We start from the raw sequence: 20,903 nt of genomic DNA, 5'->3' as shown, positions 1-20,903 counted from the left end.
AAAGACCATCAGGCTAAATTTCTCCTGACAGTCCTCATCTTTATCCACCATTTTTATGCATGGCGCTTAAAGCCTTCACCCAATACTTCATTCGTTTCACTCAAAATCACAAAAGCCTGTGGATCCACCGATTGAACCAGTGTTTTGAGGCGACTGACTTCATTCTGTTTCACCACGACCATCATCACCGTTCGCGACTCCCCTGTAAATCCACCGGATCCATTGAGTTCCGTTAAACCGCGATCTAAATCATACAAAATCGCCTTCCGAATAGCATCCGTATGATCTGAAATGATAAAGGCCACTTTGGCATAGTTGAAGCCGAGTTGCACGATATCAATGGTCTTGGTGGTAACGAATAAGCCGATCATGCCGTACAGCGCATTTTCTGGCGTGAACACCAGGGCAGAGCTGATGATAACGAGACCATCGAATATCGCAACGGAGAAGCCTAAGCTTAAGCCGGAGTATTTATGCAACATTTGAGCAGCTAAACCTAGTCCACCTGTGGATCCGCGGCCTTTGAAGACGATCCCTAAGCCCAAACCTACGCCAATACCGCCGTATACAGCAGCAAGCAATGGATTATGCGTCGGCACGCCTAAATGACTGGTAACGAGTACGCAGAACGGGAAAATGACCGAACCTACAATCGCTTTAATTCCGAATTTCTTGCCGAGCAACCACAATGCTAATAACAAAATAGGAATATTCAGCGCCCACTGTGTGTACGCAGGATTTACGCTCGTGACTTCTTGTAAAATCGTGGAGATCCCTGAGACCCCACCTGTTGCGATTTGATTAGGGTTCAAAAAACTATTAAAACTCGCCGCCATAATCAGCGATCCGACAATAAGTAATATGTATTCAAAAGCAGTATGACTCGGACTTCCGATCTGTAAGCGCGGTTCTCTTCTGGACACGAATGGTCCTCCTTCGTTCGTTTACATGAAAAATCCTACACCCATCAGGTGTAGGATCAACGTTTATGTCTCGATGCATGCATACGATCTTCAAATCAGATCTTATGAGCTGCACATTTGTTGTGCGTGTTACTCCGGCTTACGAATTTGATGACGCAGATAGGCATCGATAAAGGCATCAAGGTCACCGTCCATGACCGCTCCAATGTTCCCTGTCTCTGCTGATGTTCGATGATCCTTCACCATGCTATACGGATGGAAAACATACGAACGAATTTGGCTGCCCCACGCAATATCCGACTGCTCGCCGCGAATCTCGGCAAGGTGCTTCATTTGCTCTTCGATCTTACGCTCGTAGAGTTTGGAACGAAGCATCTTCATCGCTTTCTCGCGGTTCTTAATCTGCGAGCGCTCTTGCTGACAGCTCACCACAACGCCGGTCGGAATGTGCGTAATCCGCACAGCCGAGTCCGTGGTGTTAATGTGCTGACCGCCCGCGCCGCTCGCGCGGTACGTATCGATCTTGAGATCCTCAGAGCGGATCTCGCCTACGTCGGTGTCGTCTTCGATCTCTGGCATGACGTCACACGATGCAAAAGAGGTGTGACGACGGCCAGATGCGTCGAACGGCGAGATCCGAACGAGACGATGCACGCCCTTCTCAGCCTTCAAGTAGCCGTAGGCGTTGAAGCCTGTGATCTGCAGCGTGACACTCTTCACGCCGGCTTCGTCGCCGGGCAAATAGTCGAGTACCTCGACTTTGTAGCCCCGCTTCTCCGCCCAGCGGCGGTACATCCGCAGCAGCATCTCTGCCCAGTCCTGCGACTCGGTGCCGCCGGCGCCTGGATGCAGCTCTAGGATCGCGTTCAGCCGATCGTACGGCTGATTGAGCAGCAAACCAAGCTCGAAAGTTTCGAGCTTTTTGATTAGCGCCGCGATGCCGGTTTCGATGTCTTTGACAAGACCTTCATCGCTCTCTTCTTCCTCGAGTTCCACCATGACCTGAATGTCCTCGAACGTGTTCGTGAATCCTTGAAACTCATCAACGACACTCTTGATCACGTTGAGCTCAGCGATGGTCTTCTGGGCACGTTCATTATCGTCCCAGAAGTCTGGCGCGCCCATTTTTTCCTCAAAATCACCGATTGCTTCTAGCTTATGATCTAAGTCAAAGAGACCCCCGTAATTCAGTTAGTCGCTTCGCTGTTTCTCTTAAGTCTTGCTTCACTTCTGGTTCTAGCATGTCGTACACCTCGTTTATTCTGCTTGCATGTACCTAGGCAAGTTGTTGCGTCGCTTACTACATGCCTTGCCCGTGGCACTGCTTGAACTTCTTACCACTGCCGCATGGGCATGGGTCGTTGCGTCCAATACGCTGTTCTTCATCGCGTACAAGCGGTTTTTTGCCGCCAGCTTCATTCTTCGTGTCGACAGCCTGACCTTCTGCTACCGCTTGGCGCTCCAGGTTGCTCTGTACATGTGCTTTCATGATGTACATAGCGACTTCTTCACGAATGTTATCAATCATCTCTTGGAACATCTCGAAGCCTTCGAATTGGTACTCACGCAGTGGATCTGTACCGCCGTATGCACGTAAGTGGATACCTTGGCGCAACTGATCCATCGCATCGATGTGATCCATCCATTTGCTATCTACCGCACGCAGTGCTACAACTTTTTCAAATTCACGCATGAACTCTGCGCCAATTTCCGTTTCACGCTCATCGTAACGTTTGCTTACAAGCCCTTTGATTTGCTCAACGACCTCTTCTTGCTCTTTGCCCCATAAATCTTGCTCTGTAATCTGAGCATCGTCATGCAGCAAATTGTTATTTACAAAGTTCGCAACTTCTTGCAGTTCCCACTCTTCCGGGATCGTTTCTTCCGGACAATGTGCTTTTACGATACGCTCGATTACAGCACTGATCATGCCTTCAATAACCTCGCGGATGTTCTCGGATTCCAGCAGCTCGCGGCGTTGTTTATATATAATCTCACGTTGTTGATTCATAACATCATCATACTGTAGGACGACTTTACGCACATCGAAGTTGTTACCCTCAACGCGTTTTTGCGCGGATTCTACCGCACGGGAGATCAATTTGCTCTCAATTGGCTGGTCCTCTTCCATTCCGAGGCGGTCCATCATAGCCATAATATTTTCAGCACCAAAACGTTTCATCAATTCGTCCTCTAAGGAGAGGTAGAACTGCGAAGAACCTGGATCACCTTGACGTCCTGCACGTCCACGCAGCTGATTATCGATCCGTCTGCTCTCGTGACGTTCAGTACCTATGATATGCAAGCCGCCAGCATCGTGTACGCCTTGACCTAGCATAATGTCTGTACCACGGCCTGCCATGTTCGTAGCAATCGTTACGGAACCTGGTTGACCTGCACGTGAAACGATTTCCGCTTCCTCAGCGTGATACTTGGCATTCAATACTTTGTGTTGAACGCCTTTCTTCTTCAGCATCTCGGAAAGTCGCTCAGAGTTCTCAATGGATACAGTACCAACTAGTACTGGTTGATTTAGCTTATGGCGCTCTAGGATTTGTTCTACGACAGCTCTGAACTTACCGTTCTCTGACTTATACACCACGTCCGGAAGATCCTTCCGAATCATTGGGCGGTTCGTCGGTACGATAATAACTTCAAGCCCGTAAATTTTCTTCAACTCTTCTTCTTCCGTCTTCGCCGTCCCCGTCATCCCCGCTAGCTTGCGGTACATACGGAAATAGTTCTGGAACGTAATTGTAGCGAGTGTCATGCTCTCATTCTGAACTTTCAGTTGCTCTTTGGCCTCAATGGCTTGGTGCAACCCATCACTATAGCGACGGCCTGTCATGATACGGCCGGTAAATTCATCAACAATCATAACTTCTTCTTGAACGACATAGTCCACGTCACGTTTCATAATGAAACGCGCTTTGAGCGCTTGTGTCGTATGGTGGTTAATATTTACGTTTTGATGATCAAATAAGTTCTCAATACCAAATGCTCGCTCCGCTTTCGCTACGCCTTCTTCTGTCAGCGCAACGGCACGCACTTTAATATCGATGGTGTAATCTTCTTCTTCTTTTAGCGTCGATACAAAGCGATCAGCCGTAAAATACATATCTGTCGATTTCGCGGCTTGTCCCGAAATAATCAAAGGCGTTCTCGCTTCATCAACTAGGATGGAATCCACCTCATCGATAACCGCATAGTACAACGGACGTTGAACCATTTGCTCTTTGTACAACACCATATTGTCACGCAGGTAATCAAATCCGTATTCATTATTCGTTCCATACGTAATATCACAAGCATAAGCTGCTTGCTTCTCTTCGTGTGACAAGTCATGCAAGTTAACCCCAACTGTCATGCCGAGGAACTGATAAATTTGCCCCATTTCGCCGCTATCCCGCTGAGCCAAATAGTCATTGACGGTAACGACGTGTACGCCTTTACTAAGCAACGCATTCAAATAAACAGGAAGTGTTCCAACGAGTGTTTTCCCTTCCCCTGTTCTCATCTCCGCGATACGGCCTTCGTGCAGTACCATACCCCCGATAAGTTGAACGTCATAGTGACGTTTCCCTAATACACGCCAAGCTGCTTCTCTAACGACAGCAAAAGCCTCCGGCAACAAATCATCGAGTTCTTCGCCTTTCTCAAGACGTTCTCTAAACTCGACTGTTTTCCCTTTTAACTCTTCATCGGTCAGCGGTTTAATGCTGGCTTCAAGCTCGTTGATGTAGTCAACGGCCTTAAGCATCCGTTTAATCTCCCGTTCATTGGAATCACCAAAAATTTTCTTCACTAGTCCTAGCATCGGTGAACCCCTTTCCATTGCGTTCGTATCCTTAAATTGTACCACTTATGACAGTCTCGTCGCAACAAACGTGCACTCTCTTCCACAGAAAACCTATAGAAATAGGACTTCAAAACCATACTTTTCGTATTTCATAGTATGAAATGGAGACGCTACTAACATGCATGGCCGAGATGATGACTTCTAGCTTTAAAGGAAAGAGCTTAATCCGATGACATCGAATTAAGCTCACTTGATCATTTTTGTATAGGAATGTTAATTGAATGTATTAGGCAATTTGTTTATGCATTACATCGCCGGTTCGATTAAACCGTACTTACCGTCGTCTCGTTTGTAGACTACATTAACCGTGTCTGTTTCCATATTGGAAAAAACAAAGAAGTTATGGCCCACCATATTCATTTGAAGAATCGCTTCTTCTACGTCCATCGGCTTCAGATTGAAGCGTTTGTTACGTACAAGCTCGTAATCCTCTTCTTCCTCCATGTAGGAAGCTGCCGCGACTTCTGCTTTGAACAGATCACGTTTGCCGCCATCTTGGCGAATTTTACGGTTCGTTTTCGTCTTGTGCTTACGAATTTGACGTTCTAATTTGTCCACAACCAAATCAATGGATGCGTACATGTCCGTGTTGCGTTCTTCTGCACGTAGTAGCACGCCTGTTAGCGGAATGCTTACTTCGATGGCTTGAAGACCTTTAACCACACTTAGCTTTACTTGTACATCGGATGTAAGGGGAGCTTCAAAATACCTCTCAAGTCTATTCAACTTCTTGTCGACGTAGTCTCCGAGGGCTTCAGTAACTTCAAGGTGTTCTCCGCGAATGCTAATTTCCATAGTTAAACATCTCCCTTCCTACTTACATTATACTACATTCCACTCCAACTTCATAATTCCTTTAAATTCCGAGCCAATCTTTCTAGGCAAAATATAAAAAACACCCCAGAATGGTTCCCAGGGTGATCTTGTTCGTTGGTGTATGCAATGGCACTACACATGCCAAATAATTATAGTCTGCTTACGTTTGCAGCTTGTGGTCCGCGCGCGCCTTCAACGATGTCAAACTCAACAGCTTGACCTTCGTCCAGCGTTTTGAAGCCTTCGGACTGAATCGCTGAGAAATGTACGAAAACATCTCCACCATCTTCGCGCTCGATGAAACCATAGCCTTTTTCTGCGTTAAACCATTTCACTTTACCTTGCATAACGTACACAATCCTTTCGTTTTGAAAAATATAAAATGAATTTCAATAAAATGTAAACCCTTACATTTTGACTATAACACCGATTTGCTTGACCTGTCAATTTCTAACTTTATATAAATTTAATATTTCTGAAAATTCGTGTATATACAATCCGTGGATAACTGCAGAATTTGTAGATTCCTGTCGTGACGGGCTTGTTTACATGTTATTAACAAAGTTATTCACAGGTTTATGCACATTATCCACAGGTTGTGTTATTAACTCACAATCAAAAAACACCTCCAGATGATCAACGGATTCGTCTCGAAAATCCACTGATCATCTGGAGGTGTCTTATAAAAATTTAGAGTTATTTCTTTTTATCAAAAAATGCACCGTATGGAGAGGCATTACCTAGTCCTCCATACTGGTCATTAACAGCTTTGCTTCTTTGCAGGTTAGCTATCTGTGCTGCCATCTTGTCCTTTTCCTGACTCATCAGCGCTACAATTTTGATATTCATTTCATACGCAGGCTGCATAATTGTTTGCTTTTGAGTCTCCGTTAACGTGACGCCTTCTCTAAATAAGTTCGTAAGCTCGTCCATAATAACTTGCCGTTGAGAAACAAGTTCAACCCACAGTTCTGGATCGCTTTCTTTCTCCGATACAACTTGCTCTAGGGAAAGTGTCAGCTGAAGTAATTGGTTCAGCAGTTCATCAAGAACAACACTTTTCATAACATACTCTCCCTCTATGCATGCTGTTTAGACAAACTCATAGCTGCCTTCCAAGTGTCTCGGAACTGTACCAATAAATCCTCTACCTCGTCTAACATGGCAACATCCTTCTGGATGTTAGCCTGAATCATCCGCCAATTCATGTAATCGTACATGATCAATAATTGCTCCGAAACGGGGTATGATCTATCCACAGTTATAATTAGTTCACTGATGATATCTTGCACCTTTTTGCTAAATTCATTTGCCATTGTTTGATTTTTTTCTTGAACGGCTAATTTTGCCTGTTTAATAAACTTAATTGCACCATTATAAAGCATAAGGGTCAGTTCTTCGGGTAGTGCTGTATTCACTTGATTATTTTGATATTTCTGAGCTGCAGTATACATTATCCCATCACTCCTCTTGTTTTAGCCAGTTTGTTGAGATAACCAGGCACTTTGCGAGTTAGCCTGACTCATAGCCTTCTCCATAGCAGTGAACTTTCTCCAATAACTGTCTTCCTTTTTTTCCAAACGTTCTTTCCATGAACTTATATTTGTATCAAGTTCCCTTAACTCCTTGCCCAAAACACTCTTATCACTCAAATTCAAACTACTACCAGCTTTATCTGTTAAATCTTTAATTGAATTGTTAATTTGTGCATAAAGTCGTTGAGCGATACCACTCTCTTTAAAGTTGGTCGGACGATCTGTGCTCATGCTACTTTTCGTAAAAAGATCCATCACTTGCGTACCATTTTGACTGATGGCTTGACGAAGTTTCGCTTCATCAATATAAAGCTTCCCATTCTCTTGATACCCACCAGTCGTAATACCAATTTCACTTAGTGTATCAAACTTAGTATCAATTCCCGGTGCTTCAACCCTATCCGTAAAAACTTTACGGATATCGGTTAATGCACCCGAAAGTATGGAATCTCTTCTCAATAAACCGCTTTGCGCTTTCGCTTCCCACTTTTCAATTTGCGTTTCATTCATAGCTTCTTTTTCTTCATCTAATAGAGGCTTATAATCGTTATATTTTGACTCGGTCAATTTTGTATTAATTTTGCTAATCAGCTCATTATACTTATCAGCAAATCCTTTAATTGAATTGAATATGGCATCTTCATCCGTCTTCATATTAACTCTTGTTGAACCAACACTTTTCAGATTAAATTCCAAACCATCAAAAGTTATTGAAGAACCATTGAAAGCATAGTCGATGCCGTTAATTTTTACATTCCCTAGAGTAGCATCCTTCGATGCTTGAAAAGCATTTGCTCCTGTAAATGAGACACTATTTTTATCAACCGTGCCCGCAGATAATCCAAGGTTATTTGAAGCCCCAAATGCTCCCCCAATAGTAACATACGCAGCACTGCCAGTTGCTTTAGATGTAAAAGTAATGGATTTGTCTCCCTCAACATAGCTGGCAGTTACTCCGGTTGTTGAAGATTGTGCATTAATCTTACTAATCACATTGCTCATTGTGTCCGTTGCCGCTACATCTATGCTTTTAGATCCTACTGTAAATGAGAAAGTCTCACCGATCGGTGTAGTACTATCTACTTTAGTTGTAAACTTAACCGATGCTGCCTTAGCTGGCGTTGCAAGACCTGTCACATTGATATCATAAGATGACAAGGTCGGATTACCTTTTTGTGTAGCAGTAACAACGCCATCATTGTCTGAAGTAATTGCTTTTTTCAGGAAATTAGACTGTAATCTTAAGCCTTCTGAAACTTTTCTAAAATCAAGTAATAGGTTATTCATTTCCCTATACTGATCACGTTTCCACTCTTCGGATTGCTTCAATTGGAGCATCTTGTTTAAAGGCGCTTTCTCAGCTTTCATTAAATTCTTAATAATTGTATCTGTATCAAGGCCTGAAACGATACCACCCATACGAATTGGACCTGCCATATTATCTGCACCTACCTTTTCTGATCAATTAACAATCCAACCATCTTATTCATCTCTGCAACTCTATCTAATACCTTCTTAGAAGGAATCTCACGGATAACTTCCTGCGTCTCGTCATTAATGACTTGAATATAATATTCATTCGTTTTTTCATGCTTTTGGAAGCTAACGTGCGTGTAGTTCAATTGCATTAATTTATTCAAAACATCAATTGATTTATCTAACTCTTGTTCTGAATATTCTTTCTTGAGATTATCGTCTGCTTGTTTAGAAATGTAGTCCACTTGCTCTGGCAAGTCAGATTTACTAGATGTTGCCGACCCTTGAATCTCTAGTTTAGGACGATCATAACTTTGTTGAGGAAATGTACCTATCGCAACTTTTGATATATTCTCCACAATAACCCGCTCCTTTTAGACTGATTACTATTATATCGGAAAAAATATGAGAGTATTTTAGAGGTATTTTCAAGTTAAAGAAACCCTAGCATAATTTATGCAGGGTTTCGGATAGACAAATAACAAATATTAATTTAAGTTTTTCTATGAAAGCAATAAATCCAAAGATAAAGGCGTTCCCTTTTTCACATCTTGGCTCACTTTTTTTCCAAGCACAACTTCCATATATTTCGGAGCAAGGCCATTGCCTGGACGAATCGCACGGACATTTTCTTTTGTCAATACGTCCCCTGCCTGCAAATCTTTCGCAATATATAACGAGCGCCGATGTTTCAAGCTTGGTTTTTCGACATCCGATGCACCATATCGAATATTTCCAAGGGCCTGCCATGCACGTTCAGCCTCCGTAACGAGTGCTTTCATTTCATGCGGCTCCATCGAAAAAGCGGAATCGACTCCACCATCTTCGCGCGCTGTTGTGAAGTGCTTCTCAATGACTGTACCACCAAGTACAACTGATGCTACTCCCACGCCAACCCCCATTGTATGGTCCGATAGCCCAACTTGGCAATTAAAGAGATTACATAAGTGTGGAATTGTATTTAAGTTAGAGTTTTCTGGTGTAGCCGGATAGGTACTCGTACATTTTAATAAAATCAAGTCACGGCAACCGGCTTCCCTAGCTGAGCGAACCGTTTCATCGAGTTCTGCAATAGTAGCCATCCCTGTGGAAATAATAACTGGCTTCCCTGTTGCTGCAACTTTACGGATTAACGGTAGATCTGTATTTTCGAAAGAAGCGATTTTGTACGCTGGAACATTCAGTCCTTCTAGAAAATCAACTGCCGTTTCATCAAATGGCGTGCTGAATGCCAACAACCCTAGCTCCGCGCAACGCTTGAAAATAGGCTCATGCCACTCCCAAGGCGTATAAGCCTGTTCATATAAATTGTACAAAGAATTTCCTTGCCACAAATTATTAGGATCATCGATAAAAAAATCACCTTCATTAATGTTCAATGTCATTGTTTCAGCTGTATACGTTTGAAGTTTTAACGCATCAACACCCGATTCCGCTGCAAGTTCTACAATCTTTAAAGCTCGCTCTAACGACTGATTATGATTGCCAGACATTTCAGCAATAACAAATGGCTTATGTGTTGGACCAATTAAACGATGGCCAATTTGAATATCTCGAATCATCAATTATCCCTCCAATATCGTCTGAACAACTGGATGCACACCAGTCTTTACTGATTTACTTAATAAACTCAGCGCATTCTCACTCATCATTTCCAAATCTACCGAACTTATTAATGCTTTATGTAAAACATCCCTATAATCTTGAACTTGTACTTTCTGATGAAACCCAACATTCCAAATAGCTCCAAACTGTGCCGTTGCCTCTGTGGTTTCTCTTTGATTATCAGCTACAATGGTGACCGCAGTTGGAAGACCGAGAAAACAGCGTTCCCACATCGTAACTCCACCTGCACCAAATGAAAAGTCAGCCGCACTCATCAATGAACTTAAGTAATCAATCTGACAATGATACTCATAACCAAGACGTGTACATGTATCCTTTATCTCTGCCCGAAAAGGATTTGCGTTTCCTACAACCACATCCACCTTGATCCCACTAGCCTCGCTAACCTCGAACGCTTTTAAAACTTTCATCGTTTCATTTGTCGGATCGCTTCCACCATAGAAAACAAGAATCCTCTTTATATCGCCTTTGCGTGTACGAATATTCTTACGTTCGTGTAAAAATTCTGGCCGCAGTAAAATATAAGGTGGTCCCAACAACAGCCGACAGGAAGTAGGCACAAGTGAGTCGTAGCGTTGCTCCAAGTTTGGTACATAATTTTGATCAAGAAGAAGGTCACAGTCATGCTTACGATTGGCTAAATCGTCAATTACTGCTATATGTTGAGCATAGCTTCGGATGTTCTTCTCCCAATGTGCATCTAACCCATAATGATCTACAATCAACCAGTCAACGGGATCTTGCTCTTTCAGGATCTCAATGACTTCTTCCGCATCTTCACTTTGCGTAAATAGTCCACCAAGCATAGGGAACACATGAAATCCTTTATCTGCAACCCAATCACATAGATGACCTTGTTGGGCTCTCATCATGAAGGAGACGGTTGCTCCTGCTTTTACGAGCATTTCCGCCAGTAGAACGCATCTCATGACATGGCCTGTCCCTATTGATGTTGAGCCGTCGACGCGTATGAATACATGCATGATGATACCCCACCCTCTATTTCCCTAAAGCTAAACGACTAGTTTCTGCTCAATATGTGCATTTAATGCTGCTATATCAGGGTTCTTAAGCAGGAACTCCACTACTTTCGCAGAAGCAACAAACAAATTATCTCGGAAATGAGCTCCGATACTTTCACACACTGCGTAATCCTCTTCTGTATCTAGTGTAATTCTGAGATGCGGTTGGTTAAGCACAGGCTTTATTCTATATAATTTCCGCGTAAATTGTTCCCGATGTTCATAGGCATAATAAGTTACATGTTCGCGGTGACGCGGCTCTTTACCTATTCGATTCATTCTTTCTAAAGCTGAGAAGGAAACAATTTCAACTACAAGGCCGCGAGGAAGTTCTCCCTCTACATCTAAGATATCTACCTGCTCACGCTCCATCATCTTAACGAGATCACTCGCCATTTCATAATCAACGAATGGACAATCAGATGTTACACGAATAACATAATCCGGCGAATATTGGGCCGCGCACTTGTAGTACCTCGACAATACATCGTCCTCCGAACCTCTGAAACAGGCGACTCCGTTTTGCTCACACCAATCTGCAATAGCATTGTCTTGCGATAAAATAGACGTAGCAACAATAACTTCCGCTACTCCCACTACTTTGCGACAACGCTTTACAACATAATCCAATACAACAGTCTCACCGAGAGGCAACAATACTTTCCCAGGTAGACGAGAAGAACCCATTCTCGCTTGAATAATGATCAATGTTTTCATGATGTTTACCACCTATTCTTCAAAACTACCAATATATCGTTTAAATTTATCGCCGTTCCTGTTCCATTCATCTGCAAGCATTTCGTACATATACACGTCATGAAATGAACCATTTTTATATATATGATCCCGATAATGCCCCACTTCCGTACAGCCATGTTTCAAGTGAATCTTTCTTACATTTTCGTTATGAGCCATAACCTCACCAAGCAATTTATGAAAACCCAGCTTTTGAAAAACGTAATTATATAAGTACGGCCCGATCATCGCACCTACTATATTAAACTGTGTATCACCGATATAATAGGCCCAATAGGCTCTAAAATTATTCCAGTCTATATTCGTTAATGAAACTAAGCCTATCAACTGCCCCTTAGTGGCAATTACCCAGTACTTACTCGTTGCATCTCGCGAAATACTCTCGAACCATAACTTTTGATTATCCAAGTTGTATGCGATATCTGTAAACATATACTTGGTGACATGATCACTTGTGCGCCATTTCAAAATCTGTTCTAAATGCTCCTCCTTCACTTTCAAAAACTCCACCTATTTCTCCTCCTTAACGCAAATCAACTTCCCTAGTAAAGTAAGTTAATAAATTGTACCCATCCCATATCTCCGCAAAATCTAACGCTTTCCCAACCGGTATGATTCTATCTATTCCTCGTCCTTGTAAGGAGTAAATGAATTCCTTCAACTCTTCTTTTGTAAACCCAAAATAAGATAATGTCTGGTCTTTATCTGCGACAAATGTCGCAAGTTGTAACAACGACACACATGATAGTTCTAAAAATAACCCTCCACCACAATGTGTTTCTCTGATTTGTTCATTGATTTCAGTCACTTCAACACGTGTTGGGGTATGTAGCAATGCCGTAGATACAGCATCTGTATACGTATGTGCACCATAGAAAAAGGCAGTCGTCAATCGAGATAATTGCAAGGCTGTTGGTAACTCGTACTGCTCACTTTGAAGCTTTGCTGTAACCGCGCCCCAAAACCTTGTTTTCGCTTCTTCAATCTCTCTATCATTTCCGACCCAGCAAACAAGCCTTGGTGAAGAACATGCCATCTGCTGAAACCAGAACGCATCATTATAAAAATCATGTACAAGTTTAGAAAATTGTTCATCTTCTAAATGGATAAGTTGATCTGCCGAGAGTACGACCGTCGAAAAACGATCTGCAAATACGAGCTCCGTTGCTAATGGCGGCAAAGGAATATCCCTAATCGTTCGAATCGTTTGATCTCCCCCCCAAATGACCCGAACGTGGCATATGCCTGAGAGGAACTGCGAGATTTGCTGGTTATGTGCATATGTTACAAACAGCGTCCGCTGTTTAATATCTTCATACTTGTCTTGATCCATTACACTGCCGATTATTTCAAGTAAAACCTCGAGCTGCTCATTTCTTTTTTGAGATAGGCGAACAATATTTAGGTTTCCCGCTAGCATAGATAGCACCCATGAATACAAAAAAATTGTATCCACATTGGAAGGTGCGAAATGTAAAACTGTTCCTCTAGCTAGTGATATTAAGTTCTCGTTACGCTTCATAAAATCTTGTTGAATTCGAACAATATTTGCTTTTCTGAGCCAATAGCCCGTAGCCATCAGTTCTGGGTAAGCGCGCATTTGTTTATTCTTTAAAATGATGGCAGACACTTCATTCAGAAACTGCACAACAACGGGAGAGAAAGGATGCAAAGGTCTCATCTTCGCCATTTTCGTAGCATGTTCTTGCCATCCCTCGATGACCAACCTCTTTGGCAATAGAGATTCCATTACACATTCACTCCATTCTGTTGGTCATAAGTGTGCGTATCACTGCAACCCCTTATTTCTGCCTTAGGAACTCGACCTTCAATAGTGAAGTGTCTCCCCATTCGACCACAGGGGCAATTATCCTCCCCATGTAAGGTTCCTACATCCTCCGTCAGCAAGCTATGTCCAGGATAACTTTTCGGAAGAATACTAATGACTTGAACAATGCCCTTCTTTTCAATCGTAACTGGCTCCAACGTGTCAAAATCTCTAATCAACACATCTGCAAAGTTAGGAGTATGAAAATGTCCATGCTCACACTCCATAAAAATCGAACCCACTTGTTCAACCATACCATAATAGTTGTGAACCAGAGGAATATGAAATTGCTCGAGTAAGGATTGTTTGAAAATTTCGTTACTGACAGATTCATCGCTTAATTTTTTCCATCCTCCACCGTGAATTAAAATACTATTATCAAGTGGAAGTTGAATGTTTTTATCACGACAGATTTTATAGAAGTATTGCCAAATCATAAATGTAAATCCAAATAATAAGATGCGCTCGCCTTTATGCTTTTCCAGAAAAGCGTATAAGCCCTCCCAATCTATCTCCATGTTGTCATCCAGCAAATACAAGTGGTTACGTCCAAAGTTAGAAAAACCGACTATTCCAGCTCCTCTTGCACTGAAGGATTTACGATCCTTTATCACATTTTTCGTATCAATGATGATCATCGGTAGCCTTTGTTTCCCAATGAAATCTCTCACGATGGATACAAGCGCTTTCGACTGCAACTCTGACGTCTCACGGTTAATGTAGATTTTGGACACTTGCTGCGAAGTTGTCCCACTTGAGGTTAATGTTTTCATTACTTCTTCTTTCGGGACAGAACATAAATCAAGCATCTTAAAAAGTTGGACCGGCAAATATGGCATTTGTTCCATGCTAGCAATTTCTTCGTCAAATGGAACTTTCGTTAAAATTTGCTCATAAGGTTTACAATGATTCTTATGAAAAACTGTTAATTTCTTTAACTCTTCCACCAAAAAAGCCTGTTTATCAGCAAGTTTCATCTCAAAAGGAGATTGAAAAATGGTTTCATTCATAACATCATTTCCTTTAATTTGGTGTAATTCATTTTTCCATTTTCCAATCGAGGCAACATCGGCACAGCTTTCACAGAGAAAGATGATGCATGTAGTTTGTACAAATCACGTAGAAACTCTTTAATTCGATCAATATTCGTCTCATCTTCTGTCAGAATAATTAGTTTATCATCATTTCCAGTACATGCAACAGTCACTGACATGGCCGCTTCTAATTGCTTTTCAATCTCATCTAAATTCATTCGTAAGCCAAACAGTTTTATAAACCGCTTCATTCGCCCTTTAATATACACGAAACCTTCATCATCCATATCAGCTATATCACCCGTATGAAGTTTCCCCTTCAACTCGTCTCCTTTTGCTAAATCCTCTCGAGCTTCGGCATAACCAAGCATCACATTTGGTCCTTCGTAGATAAGCTCTGATGTTTCTTCATCAATATGAAATTCTCCGTTTGGAATAGCAATCCCAACAGAATCTACTTTTTTTGAAAGTTGTTCTGAGGGAACGTAGCTCATTCGCGCCGTCGCTTCTGTTTGGCCGTACATCACGTAAAACCGTCTCCCCGTTTCCCTTGCAACTTCATGGAAGGATTGTACGAGATTGGTCGCTAAGCGTCCACCAGCCTGTGTAAAATAACGTAATGAAGGCAGCTCCATGGATCCAAATCGAAGACGATGAAGCATTTGGTACGTATATGGAACGCCCGCTAACGATGTTGCCTCTTGTTCTTTAAATAAACTCCAAAATTCCTTGGATAAGATTGAAGCTTGGGTCATAATTAAAGTGCCGCCAACAAGAAGATGGCTGTTAATGACCGATAAACCATATGAATATTGGAAAGGCAATGTTGTAATCGCCCGTTCTGTCGCATCTAATTGCAAATACGTCGAAATCGACAATGCATTGGCTTGCAAATTATCATAGGAGAGACGCACAAATTTGGCGCTGCCCGTCGTTCCTGATGTGCTAAGTAGGACGGCCAGATCGGGGTGAACGTCTGCAGCAGACACTTCTTCTTCAATCCATAATGTAGAAGAAGCTTTCTCATAATTCTCAAATGTTTGTATAGTTGACGAAGAAAAAATCCAATTTGGTTTGTATGTAGCTAGTATATTTTTAATTAACTGTTTATCTAATTGTTCATCAATCAGCATAACCCCATAACCCGCCTGTAAACTCGCAATATAAGCAACTAGTGTAGCTGTATCATTGGAACTAAGCAGAAGACCTAACTGTTTCTTAGATGATTTAGGTAATGCTTTTTTAAAGTCCTCTACACGCTGTTGTAATGTACGATATGAGACATTCTTATGATCCATCGAGACAACTGCGATGTTCTCTGTATTATGATTAAGACTCCAAAATGATGTCACGATTAAACACTTCCTTTAACCTTTACCTAGACTCTCATATTATATTATCGGTTTTTTCAAACAAAAGTATAAATAAAAAAGATAAAGTTGTATCAAAAAGTACAGTATTGCACCTTTGGACAACCTTATCTTAATATTTACTTTAAGTATTCCTCAAACAACCATTCCACCATCAACACCAAGCACTTGACCGGTAACATACGTAGCCAAATCGGATGCTAAAAAAAGAATCGTGTTCGCTACTTCTTCCGGTTTCCCCGCTCGCCCCATATGAATGTTAGATAAGCGATCCTTATATTTATCTGCAGATAGCTTTGCCGTCATATCCGTTTCAATAAAACCGGGCGCTACTGCGTTCACCCGTATGTTGGAAGAGGCAAATTCTTTGGCCGCCGCTCTTGTGGCTCCAATTACAGCCGCTTTACTCGCAGCGTAGCCAACTTGCCCAACATCCCCATAGCGTCCGAGAATGGAGCTAAGATTAATAATTGATCCGCTCTTTTTGCGCATCATTAAACGTGTCGTGTACTGCATATGTGAAATGGTAGCCATAACGTTAACTTGATACATCTCGTCTAGCTTTTCCTTTTTCGTAAAACCAAGCAACCCATCGTGTAAAACTCCAGCGTTATTAACAAGAACATCAAGCTGATTATACTGGGCATTGATGCGTTGGAATGCCTGCTTAATCTCACCTTCATCTGTTACGTCATAACGCAATACTAATGGTGCATGTACCGAGAATTCCTTGATCTCGATCGCTAAAGCTTGCAGCTCCTCTTCATTACGTCCGTTCAAAATAACGGTAGCACCCTGCTGTGCAAGAATAAGAGCCGTCGCTCTGCCTATTCCTTTTGAAGCTCCTGTAATCAATGCTACTTTACCCTCAAGCAACATTTAGAACGTCACTCCATATTTGACTAATATCTCTTTCGCTTTAGCAAATGAGCTCATATCAATAACATCATCGGTATCCAACATAATATCATAACCTTCATCAATCGCAGCAATAAGAGACATATGGGCGATTGAATCCCACTGTTCAATACTGTTGTAGGCTAGGTCATTTACAATCATATCCTCTGGAATGTCTAATGCTTCTGCAAAAATGGTTTTAAGCTTTTGTTCGTTCATGTGAGTTCCTCCTTGACGAATTAGCTACTCATTACACGATAAATAGGAATTTATCATCTTTTTTACCCTTGATAACTTAATAGTACTGGCCTTAATTCCCTAAATGTGAAACGGTAGCTCTGATGGTCGTGTTTATTTGCATTACATGCATTTAAATTTATTGTAGCATCCACATAGTTAGGATAAAGTTCTAAAGCATTTTTTATCAACTTCTGCCCTTGAACGAAATTGGATTTCATTGCATATAGTACAGCTAAATTATTTAAAGCGGCTCCGTGATTCGGAATGATTTCAAGTATTTCTTTGAATAAAAGTTTACTTTGCTTAAACTTTTCCTCATTTACGTAAAACATTGCTTTCAAAAATAAAATAGATCCCTGTTCTCCTGCATCACTGGACGCCAAAAACTCTACTTCTGCAAATCCTTCATTCCATTTTTGAAAGCGAAATAACATCGATACATAATCTAGTATATTTCTCACTTCAGAATAGTCGCGATTCAGAACTGCAATTCTGATTACATTAATGTCATATTGACCCAAGACTATCTTTTCTATCGAGCTGGCTACACTTAACGTACTCGTTGCATTGCTAGCGTGTCTTCTAATTTTAACTAATGGATCATCAATATATCCAATAGCCCCGAATTGGGCGAGGCGTAGCCATAAATCCCAATCTTCATTTTTCGAGCTTAATGATTCGTTGAAATTTCCATGCTTTTGCACAAACCGCCGATTTAAGAGTAAACCTGATGGAGTAATGATTAGATTGCGAACAAGAAGTTCGCCAAATGCTTCCTTTTGCTTTAACGCTTTCCCTCTAATAGTACCATCAAGAGTCTTCCCTGATATATCAATTTGTTGATAGGCAGGGTAAATTAAAGCAAATTCATTAGGATCTTTTAACCTTTCTAAATATTGAACATGCTTCTCCACAATATTCGGCTCCAAAATATCGTCAGCGTCTAAAAACAGCACCCAGTTGTTTGTTGCCTTTTCGAGTCCGACATTACGAGCATGAGAGACTCCTTTGTTCTCATTCAACTTAAAGAAGTTGATTTGCTCATATTGTGACGACATCTCATTAACAATTTTCGATGTATCATCTTGACTACAATCATCAACAACGATAATTTCATGAACATGATAGGTTTGCTGAATAACACTCTTCAATGCTTCCTTAATATAAAAAGACGCGTTATAGGCAGGAATTATTGCAGTAATTTTATACATGATTTCTCCTTACAATTGACTCACATAATCAACATTTACTTGAAACCCTAAAGAGGCAAGTTGTTTTTCAATTGCCCTATGATGAACACTTACAATAATAATACCTAATTCTTCTTTTGGGTAATCTAGTAGTTTATCAGGAGAATATATTTCTTTCTGCAACAGCTTATGTCCCCATTTGTCTTTGCTATTATCAACAAACCCAATTATTTGCAACTCCAAGGCTGTTACAAACTTCTCCCCTAAAACACCTGCCCCAAAAACAAACAACCTCTGCTTTCGCTGCAGCAAATTTTTTAGTTCAGTATGAACAATCGGAAAGTCCTTAAAAGGCGTATATTGAAGATAATGGTAATATTCTTCCTTATATGGATGAGTACTTGATACATGCCATGGCTTTGAGGCTGTTGTGTAATGAATAATAGAAGGGTTTTTCTTTGCTAAAGCTAACTCAACTTTTTCAAAATCCTGATTCTCATCAGATTCCTCATACATGCTCGTTTGTACGTTCCATGTCGTAGGAATTTGGATCCAGTCACTATACAAAACTGCATTTAAGGCATCCTGATCATGATATTTAAGCTTCTCACGATTATTAGTAATAAAAGCAGCGACTTTATTAGCGATGCATTCTCTTCGCCATTTCTTTAAATTTATTAAGACTATTCCTGCATTAAAATAATTATGTTCTTCAGGAATCCCTAACTCTTTTAAACGCAGATACCCATGTTTGTCTTCAACTGCACCAACCGAATAGTCTCCCAAATCAATATCCCACAGTTCGACAATATCTTTACGAACAATAATATCAACATCCAAGTAAAGTAATTTCTCTATCTTCTCATCGAAAATAGTTGGAATCAGAAGGCGATAATAGGTGGCTAGACTAAAGTGCTCAGTCACATTAAAGTCTTTAAAATTATCTTTATCTATTTTAAGAAAACAAATTTGTAAACCTAAATCACTCGTGCATTGCAATATTTGATTCGTATTAAACTCGCTCAGACCATCGTGAATTAAGTGAACAACAAGTCGCTCTTTTTCATTCGTATTTTTCTCGATCGATGCCAACATCGTGCAAAAGTGCTGAATATAATTAGAATCTATTGTAGAAACAATGTGGATTTTTTCCATTCTTTCACCTCTTAGTTAACCAAATACTTCCCCCTGATTCAATAGGAGTAGATAAAATCTGGTATACGTTATCTTTATGGAGTGAGAAAATAAAATCATTCCAAAACTCTATACTGAACTGCTCGTTATATTGTAAGAATGCTCTTAAGAGATATGCTTCATTCCAATACCTACCTTCATAAACCCAAACAGATGGATACTCAAAAGGATAATAGATATCATGGAAATGTATTTTCACACCTGACTTCAGTACGGGTAAGATATTAAATATAACATGATTTACATCGCTTCCAATTCTAGTAATATGTGAACTGTCGATAAATAAAATATCATTCTCTTCCAATTCTCTAAAAACCGATAAAGGCACATCTTGAACTTCCTTTTCTAGAACCGTTACTCTTTCTTTATCAGACTCTGTTAAAAGTGAATGTAAGCGTTGTGGATTCGGATCAATAAAGGTCATTTGAATATTTAAATCACTATTCAAATCATTTGTATCAAGCATTAAAGCAGAAGAAAATCCAGAACCAACTTCGACAATTCTATTTGGAGCATTCTTTCTAATTAGCGAGTATAAGACAGCTGCATCTACTGATTCAAAGTAGGTATTGTCCGTACCTAGATGGAATCTTGTGAACTTCTTTTCTCCATATAATTGAAAAAATTCATTCAGATATGATGCAATTTTTGAAAGTAATTTAATCTGTGCTTCGGTATTTAACTGAATTCCTAAAAGCTCTATATCCTTACTCTTATTAAATAAAAACTCATCTTTCTCTTTCACAATTTTTAAATCTGGAATAGGAGAATAGAAATGTCCAGGTTCAAAAGCTTGACCGTGATGAATAATCTTTAGAATATCATCTAAAGATAATACATTTTCTTTATATTTAAACCCTAGTTTATCCAGTTGAAGCACAATCTCTTTTTTATACATACTTGTTATAACAATAAAGGTATCTTCTTTATTCTCAAGTGCTAAGGAATCGGGCAATAAGATGTTCTTTTCCAGAAAATTTTTACCATTTTTATTAACATCATTATCTAGGAAATGTGAAAATTTGAAGTTAGGTAACGCACTCAAGAAATTTTCTGCAGCAGTACTAGCCCCAAATAAGATTACTTTACGTCTTATTAGAACTTCCATTAATTCCATGTATTTCATACTAGCACTCC

Annotated in this window: 21 protein-coding genes; all 21 read right to left on the bottom strand. The window is 40.6% G+C overall.

Going from position 1 to position 20,903, the window contains the following annotated elements; all coding sequences use genetic code 11:
- Positions 1-53: 53 nt before the first annotated feature.
- Entirely contained in the window at positions 54-923 is an 870-nt protein-coding gene (locus AC58QT_RS27950; RefSeq protein WP_497411859.1) for a YitT family protein, read from the bottom strand.
- Positions 924-1,052: 129 nt separating this feature from the next.
- Positions 1,053-2,166 (bottom strand): peptide chain release factor 2 gene (gene prfB / locus AC58QT_RS27945; protein ID WP_497411858.1). Its coding sequence is split into 2 segments (ribosomal slippage): positions 1,053-2,093 and positions 2,095-2,166, totalling 1,113 coding nucleotides; the frame shifts between segments, so codons are not numbered across the junction.
- Between the two features lie 57 nt (positions 2,167-2,223).
- Positions 2,224-4,740: a preprotein translocase subunit SecA gene (gene secA, locus AC58QT_RS27940; protein WP_497411857.1), complete on the bottom strand. Its 2,517-nt coding sequence runs from the start codon at positions 4,738-4,740 to the stop codon at positions 2,224-2,226.
- Between the two features lie 288 nt (positions 4,741-5,028).
- The gene (gene hpf, locus AC58QT_RS27935; protein WP_310501036.1) at positions 5,029-5,577 is read right to left on the bottom strand and encodes a ribosome hibernation-promoting factor, HPF/YfiA family; all 549 of its coding nucleotides are present in this window, start codon (positions 5,575-5,577) and stop codon (positions 5,029-5,031) included.
- Positions 5,578-5,747: 170 nt separating this feature from the next.
- The gene (locus AC58QT_RS27930; RefSeq protein ID WP_028556842.1) at positions 5,748-5,945 is read right to left on the bottom strand and encodes a cold shock domain-containing protein; all 198 of its coding nucleotides are present in this window, start codon (positions 5,943-5,945) and stop codon (positions 5,748-5,750) included.
- Positions 5,946-6,294: 349 nt separating this feature from the next.
- A complete protein-coding gene (gene fliT / locus AC58QT_RS27925) occupies positions 6,295-6,663 on the bottom strand; it encodes a flagellar protein FliT (RefSeq protein ID WP_497411856.1) in 369 nt (122 codons plus the stop codon).
- Positions 6,664-6,677: 14 nt separating this feature from the next.
- The gene (fliS, locus tag AC58QT_RS27920) at positions 6,678-7,055 is read right to left on the bottom strand and encodes a flagellar export chaperone FliS (protein WP_497411878.1); all 378 of its coding nucleotides are present in this window, start codon (positions 7,053-7,055) and stop codon (positions 6,678-6,680) included.
- An 18-nt stretch (positions 7,056-7,073) separates the two neighbouring features.
- Positions 7,074-8,570 (bottom strand): flagellar filament capping protein FliD, encoded by a 1,497-nt coding sequence (gene fliD, locus AC58QT_RS27915; RefSeq protein ID WP_497411855.1) that lies wholly within the window; start codon positions 8,568-8,570, stop codon positions 7,074-7,076.
- Positions 8,571-8,581: 11 nt separating this feature from the next.
- Complete coding sequence (locus AC58QT_RS27910) at positions 8,582-8,968, bottom strand: flagellar protein FlaG (RefSeq protein WP_497411854.1); 387 nt, start codon at positions 8,966-8,968, stop codon at positions 8,582-8,584.
- Between the two features lie 144 nt (positions 8,969-9,112).
- Positions 9,113-10,171, bottom strand: a complete 1,059-nt coding sequence (gene pseI, locus AC58QT_RS27905; RefSeq protein ID WP_497411853.1) for a pseudaminic acid synthase — start codon at positions 10,169-10,171, stop codon at positions 9,113-9,115.
- Between the two features lie 3 nt (positions 10,172-10,174).
- Positions 10,175-11,218, bottom strand: coding sequence for a UDP-2,4-diacetamido-2,4,6-trideoxy-beta-L-altropyranose hydrolase (gene pseG, locus AC58QT_RS27900; protein WP_497411852.1), 1,044 nt, complete (start codon positions 11,216-11,218; stop codon positions 10,175-10,177).
- 30 nt (positions 11,219-11,248) lie between these two features.
- Positions 11,249-11,974, bottom strand: coding sequence for a cytidylyltransferase domain-containing protein (locus AC58QT_RS27895; RefSeq protein ID WP_310501043.1), 726 nt, complete (start codon positions 11,972-11,974; stop codon positions 11,249-11,251).
- A 12-nt stretch (positions 11,975-11,986) separates the two neighbouring features.
- Positions 11,987-12,523 carry a UDP-4-amino-4,6-dideoxy-N-acetyl-beta-L-altrosamine N-acetyltransferase gene (pseH, locus tag AC58QT_RS27890; protein WP_497411851.1) on the bottom strand — a complete coding sequence of 179 codons (537 nt, stop codon included), beginning with the start codon at positions 12,521-12,523 and terminating at the stop codon, positions 11,987-11,989.
- 13 nt (positions 12,524-12,536) lie between these two features.
- Positions 12,537-13,763 carry an acyl-CoA reductase gene (locus AC58QT_RS27885; RefSeq protein WP_497411850.1) on the bottom strand — a complete coding sequence of 409 codons (1,227 nt, stop codon included), beginning with the start codon at positions 13,761-13,763 and terminating at the stop codon, positions 12,537-12,539.
- Positions 13,763-14,851 carry a LuxE/PaaK family acyltransferase gene (locus AC58QT_RS27880; RefSeq protein ID WP_497411849.1) on the bottom strand — a complete coding sequence of 363 codons (1,089 nt, stop codon included), beginning with the start codon at positions 14,849-14,851 and terminating at the stop codon, positions 13,763-13,765. Before AC58QT_RS27880 ends, AC58QT_RS27885 begins: the two co-directional genes overlap by 1 nt.
- Positions 14,848-16,227 (bottom strand): AMP-binding protein, encoded by a 1,380-nt coding sequence (locus AC58QT_RS27875; RefSeq protein ID WP_497411848.1) that lies wholly within the window; start codon positions 16,225-16,227, stop codon positions 14,848-14,850. The genes AC58QT_RS27880 and AC58QT_RS27875 overlap by 4 nt, the downstream gene beginning before the upstream one ends.
- Before the next feature lie 153 nt (positions 16,228-16,380).
- Positions 16,381-17,124 (bottom strand): SDR family oxidoreductase, encoded by a 744-nt coding sequence (locus AC58QT_RS27870; protein ID WP_497411847.1) that lies wholly within the window; start codon positions 17,122-17,124, stop codon positions 16,381-16,383.
- On the bottom strand, positions 17,125-17,361 hold the full coding sequence (locus AC58QT_RS27865; protein ID WP_497411846.1) for an acyl carrier protein: 237 nt from the start codon (positions 17,359-17,361) through the stop codon (positions 17,125-17,127).
- 62 nt (positions 17,362-17,423) lie between these two features.
- A complete protein-coding gene (locus AC58QT_RS27860; RefSeq protein WP_497411845.1) occupies positions 17,424-18,593 on the bottom strand; it encodes a glycosyltransferase in 1,170 nt (389 codons plus the stop codon).
- 9 nt (positions 18,594-18,602) lie between these two features.
- Entirely contained in the window at positions 18,603-19,727 is a 1,125-nt protein-coding gene (locus AC58QT_RS27855; protein WP_497411844.1) for a glycosyltransferase, read from the bottom strand.
- Positions 19,728-19,731: 4 nt separating this feature from the next.
- Positions 19,732-20,892: a class I SAM-dependent methyltransferase gene (locus AC58QT_RS27850; protein ID WP_497411843.1), complete on the bottom strand. Its 1,161-nt coding sequence runs from the start codon at positions 20,890-20,892 to the stop codon at positions 19,732-19,734.
- Between the last annotated feature and the right edge of the window lie 11 nt (positions 20,893-20,903).

Source organism: Paenibacillus sp. J31R109, assembly GCF_059692055.1.
Note: the sequence above shows the minus strand (reverse complement) of the source record. Positions and strands in the feature narration are given on the sequence as shown.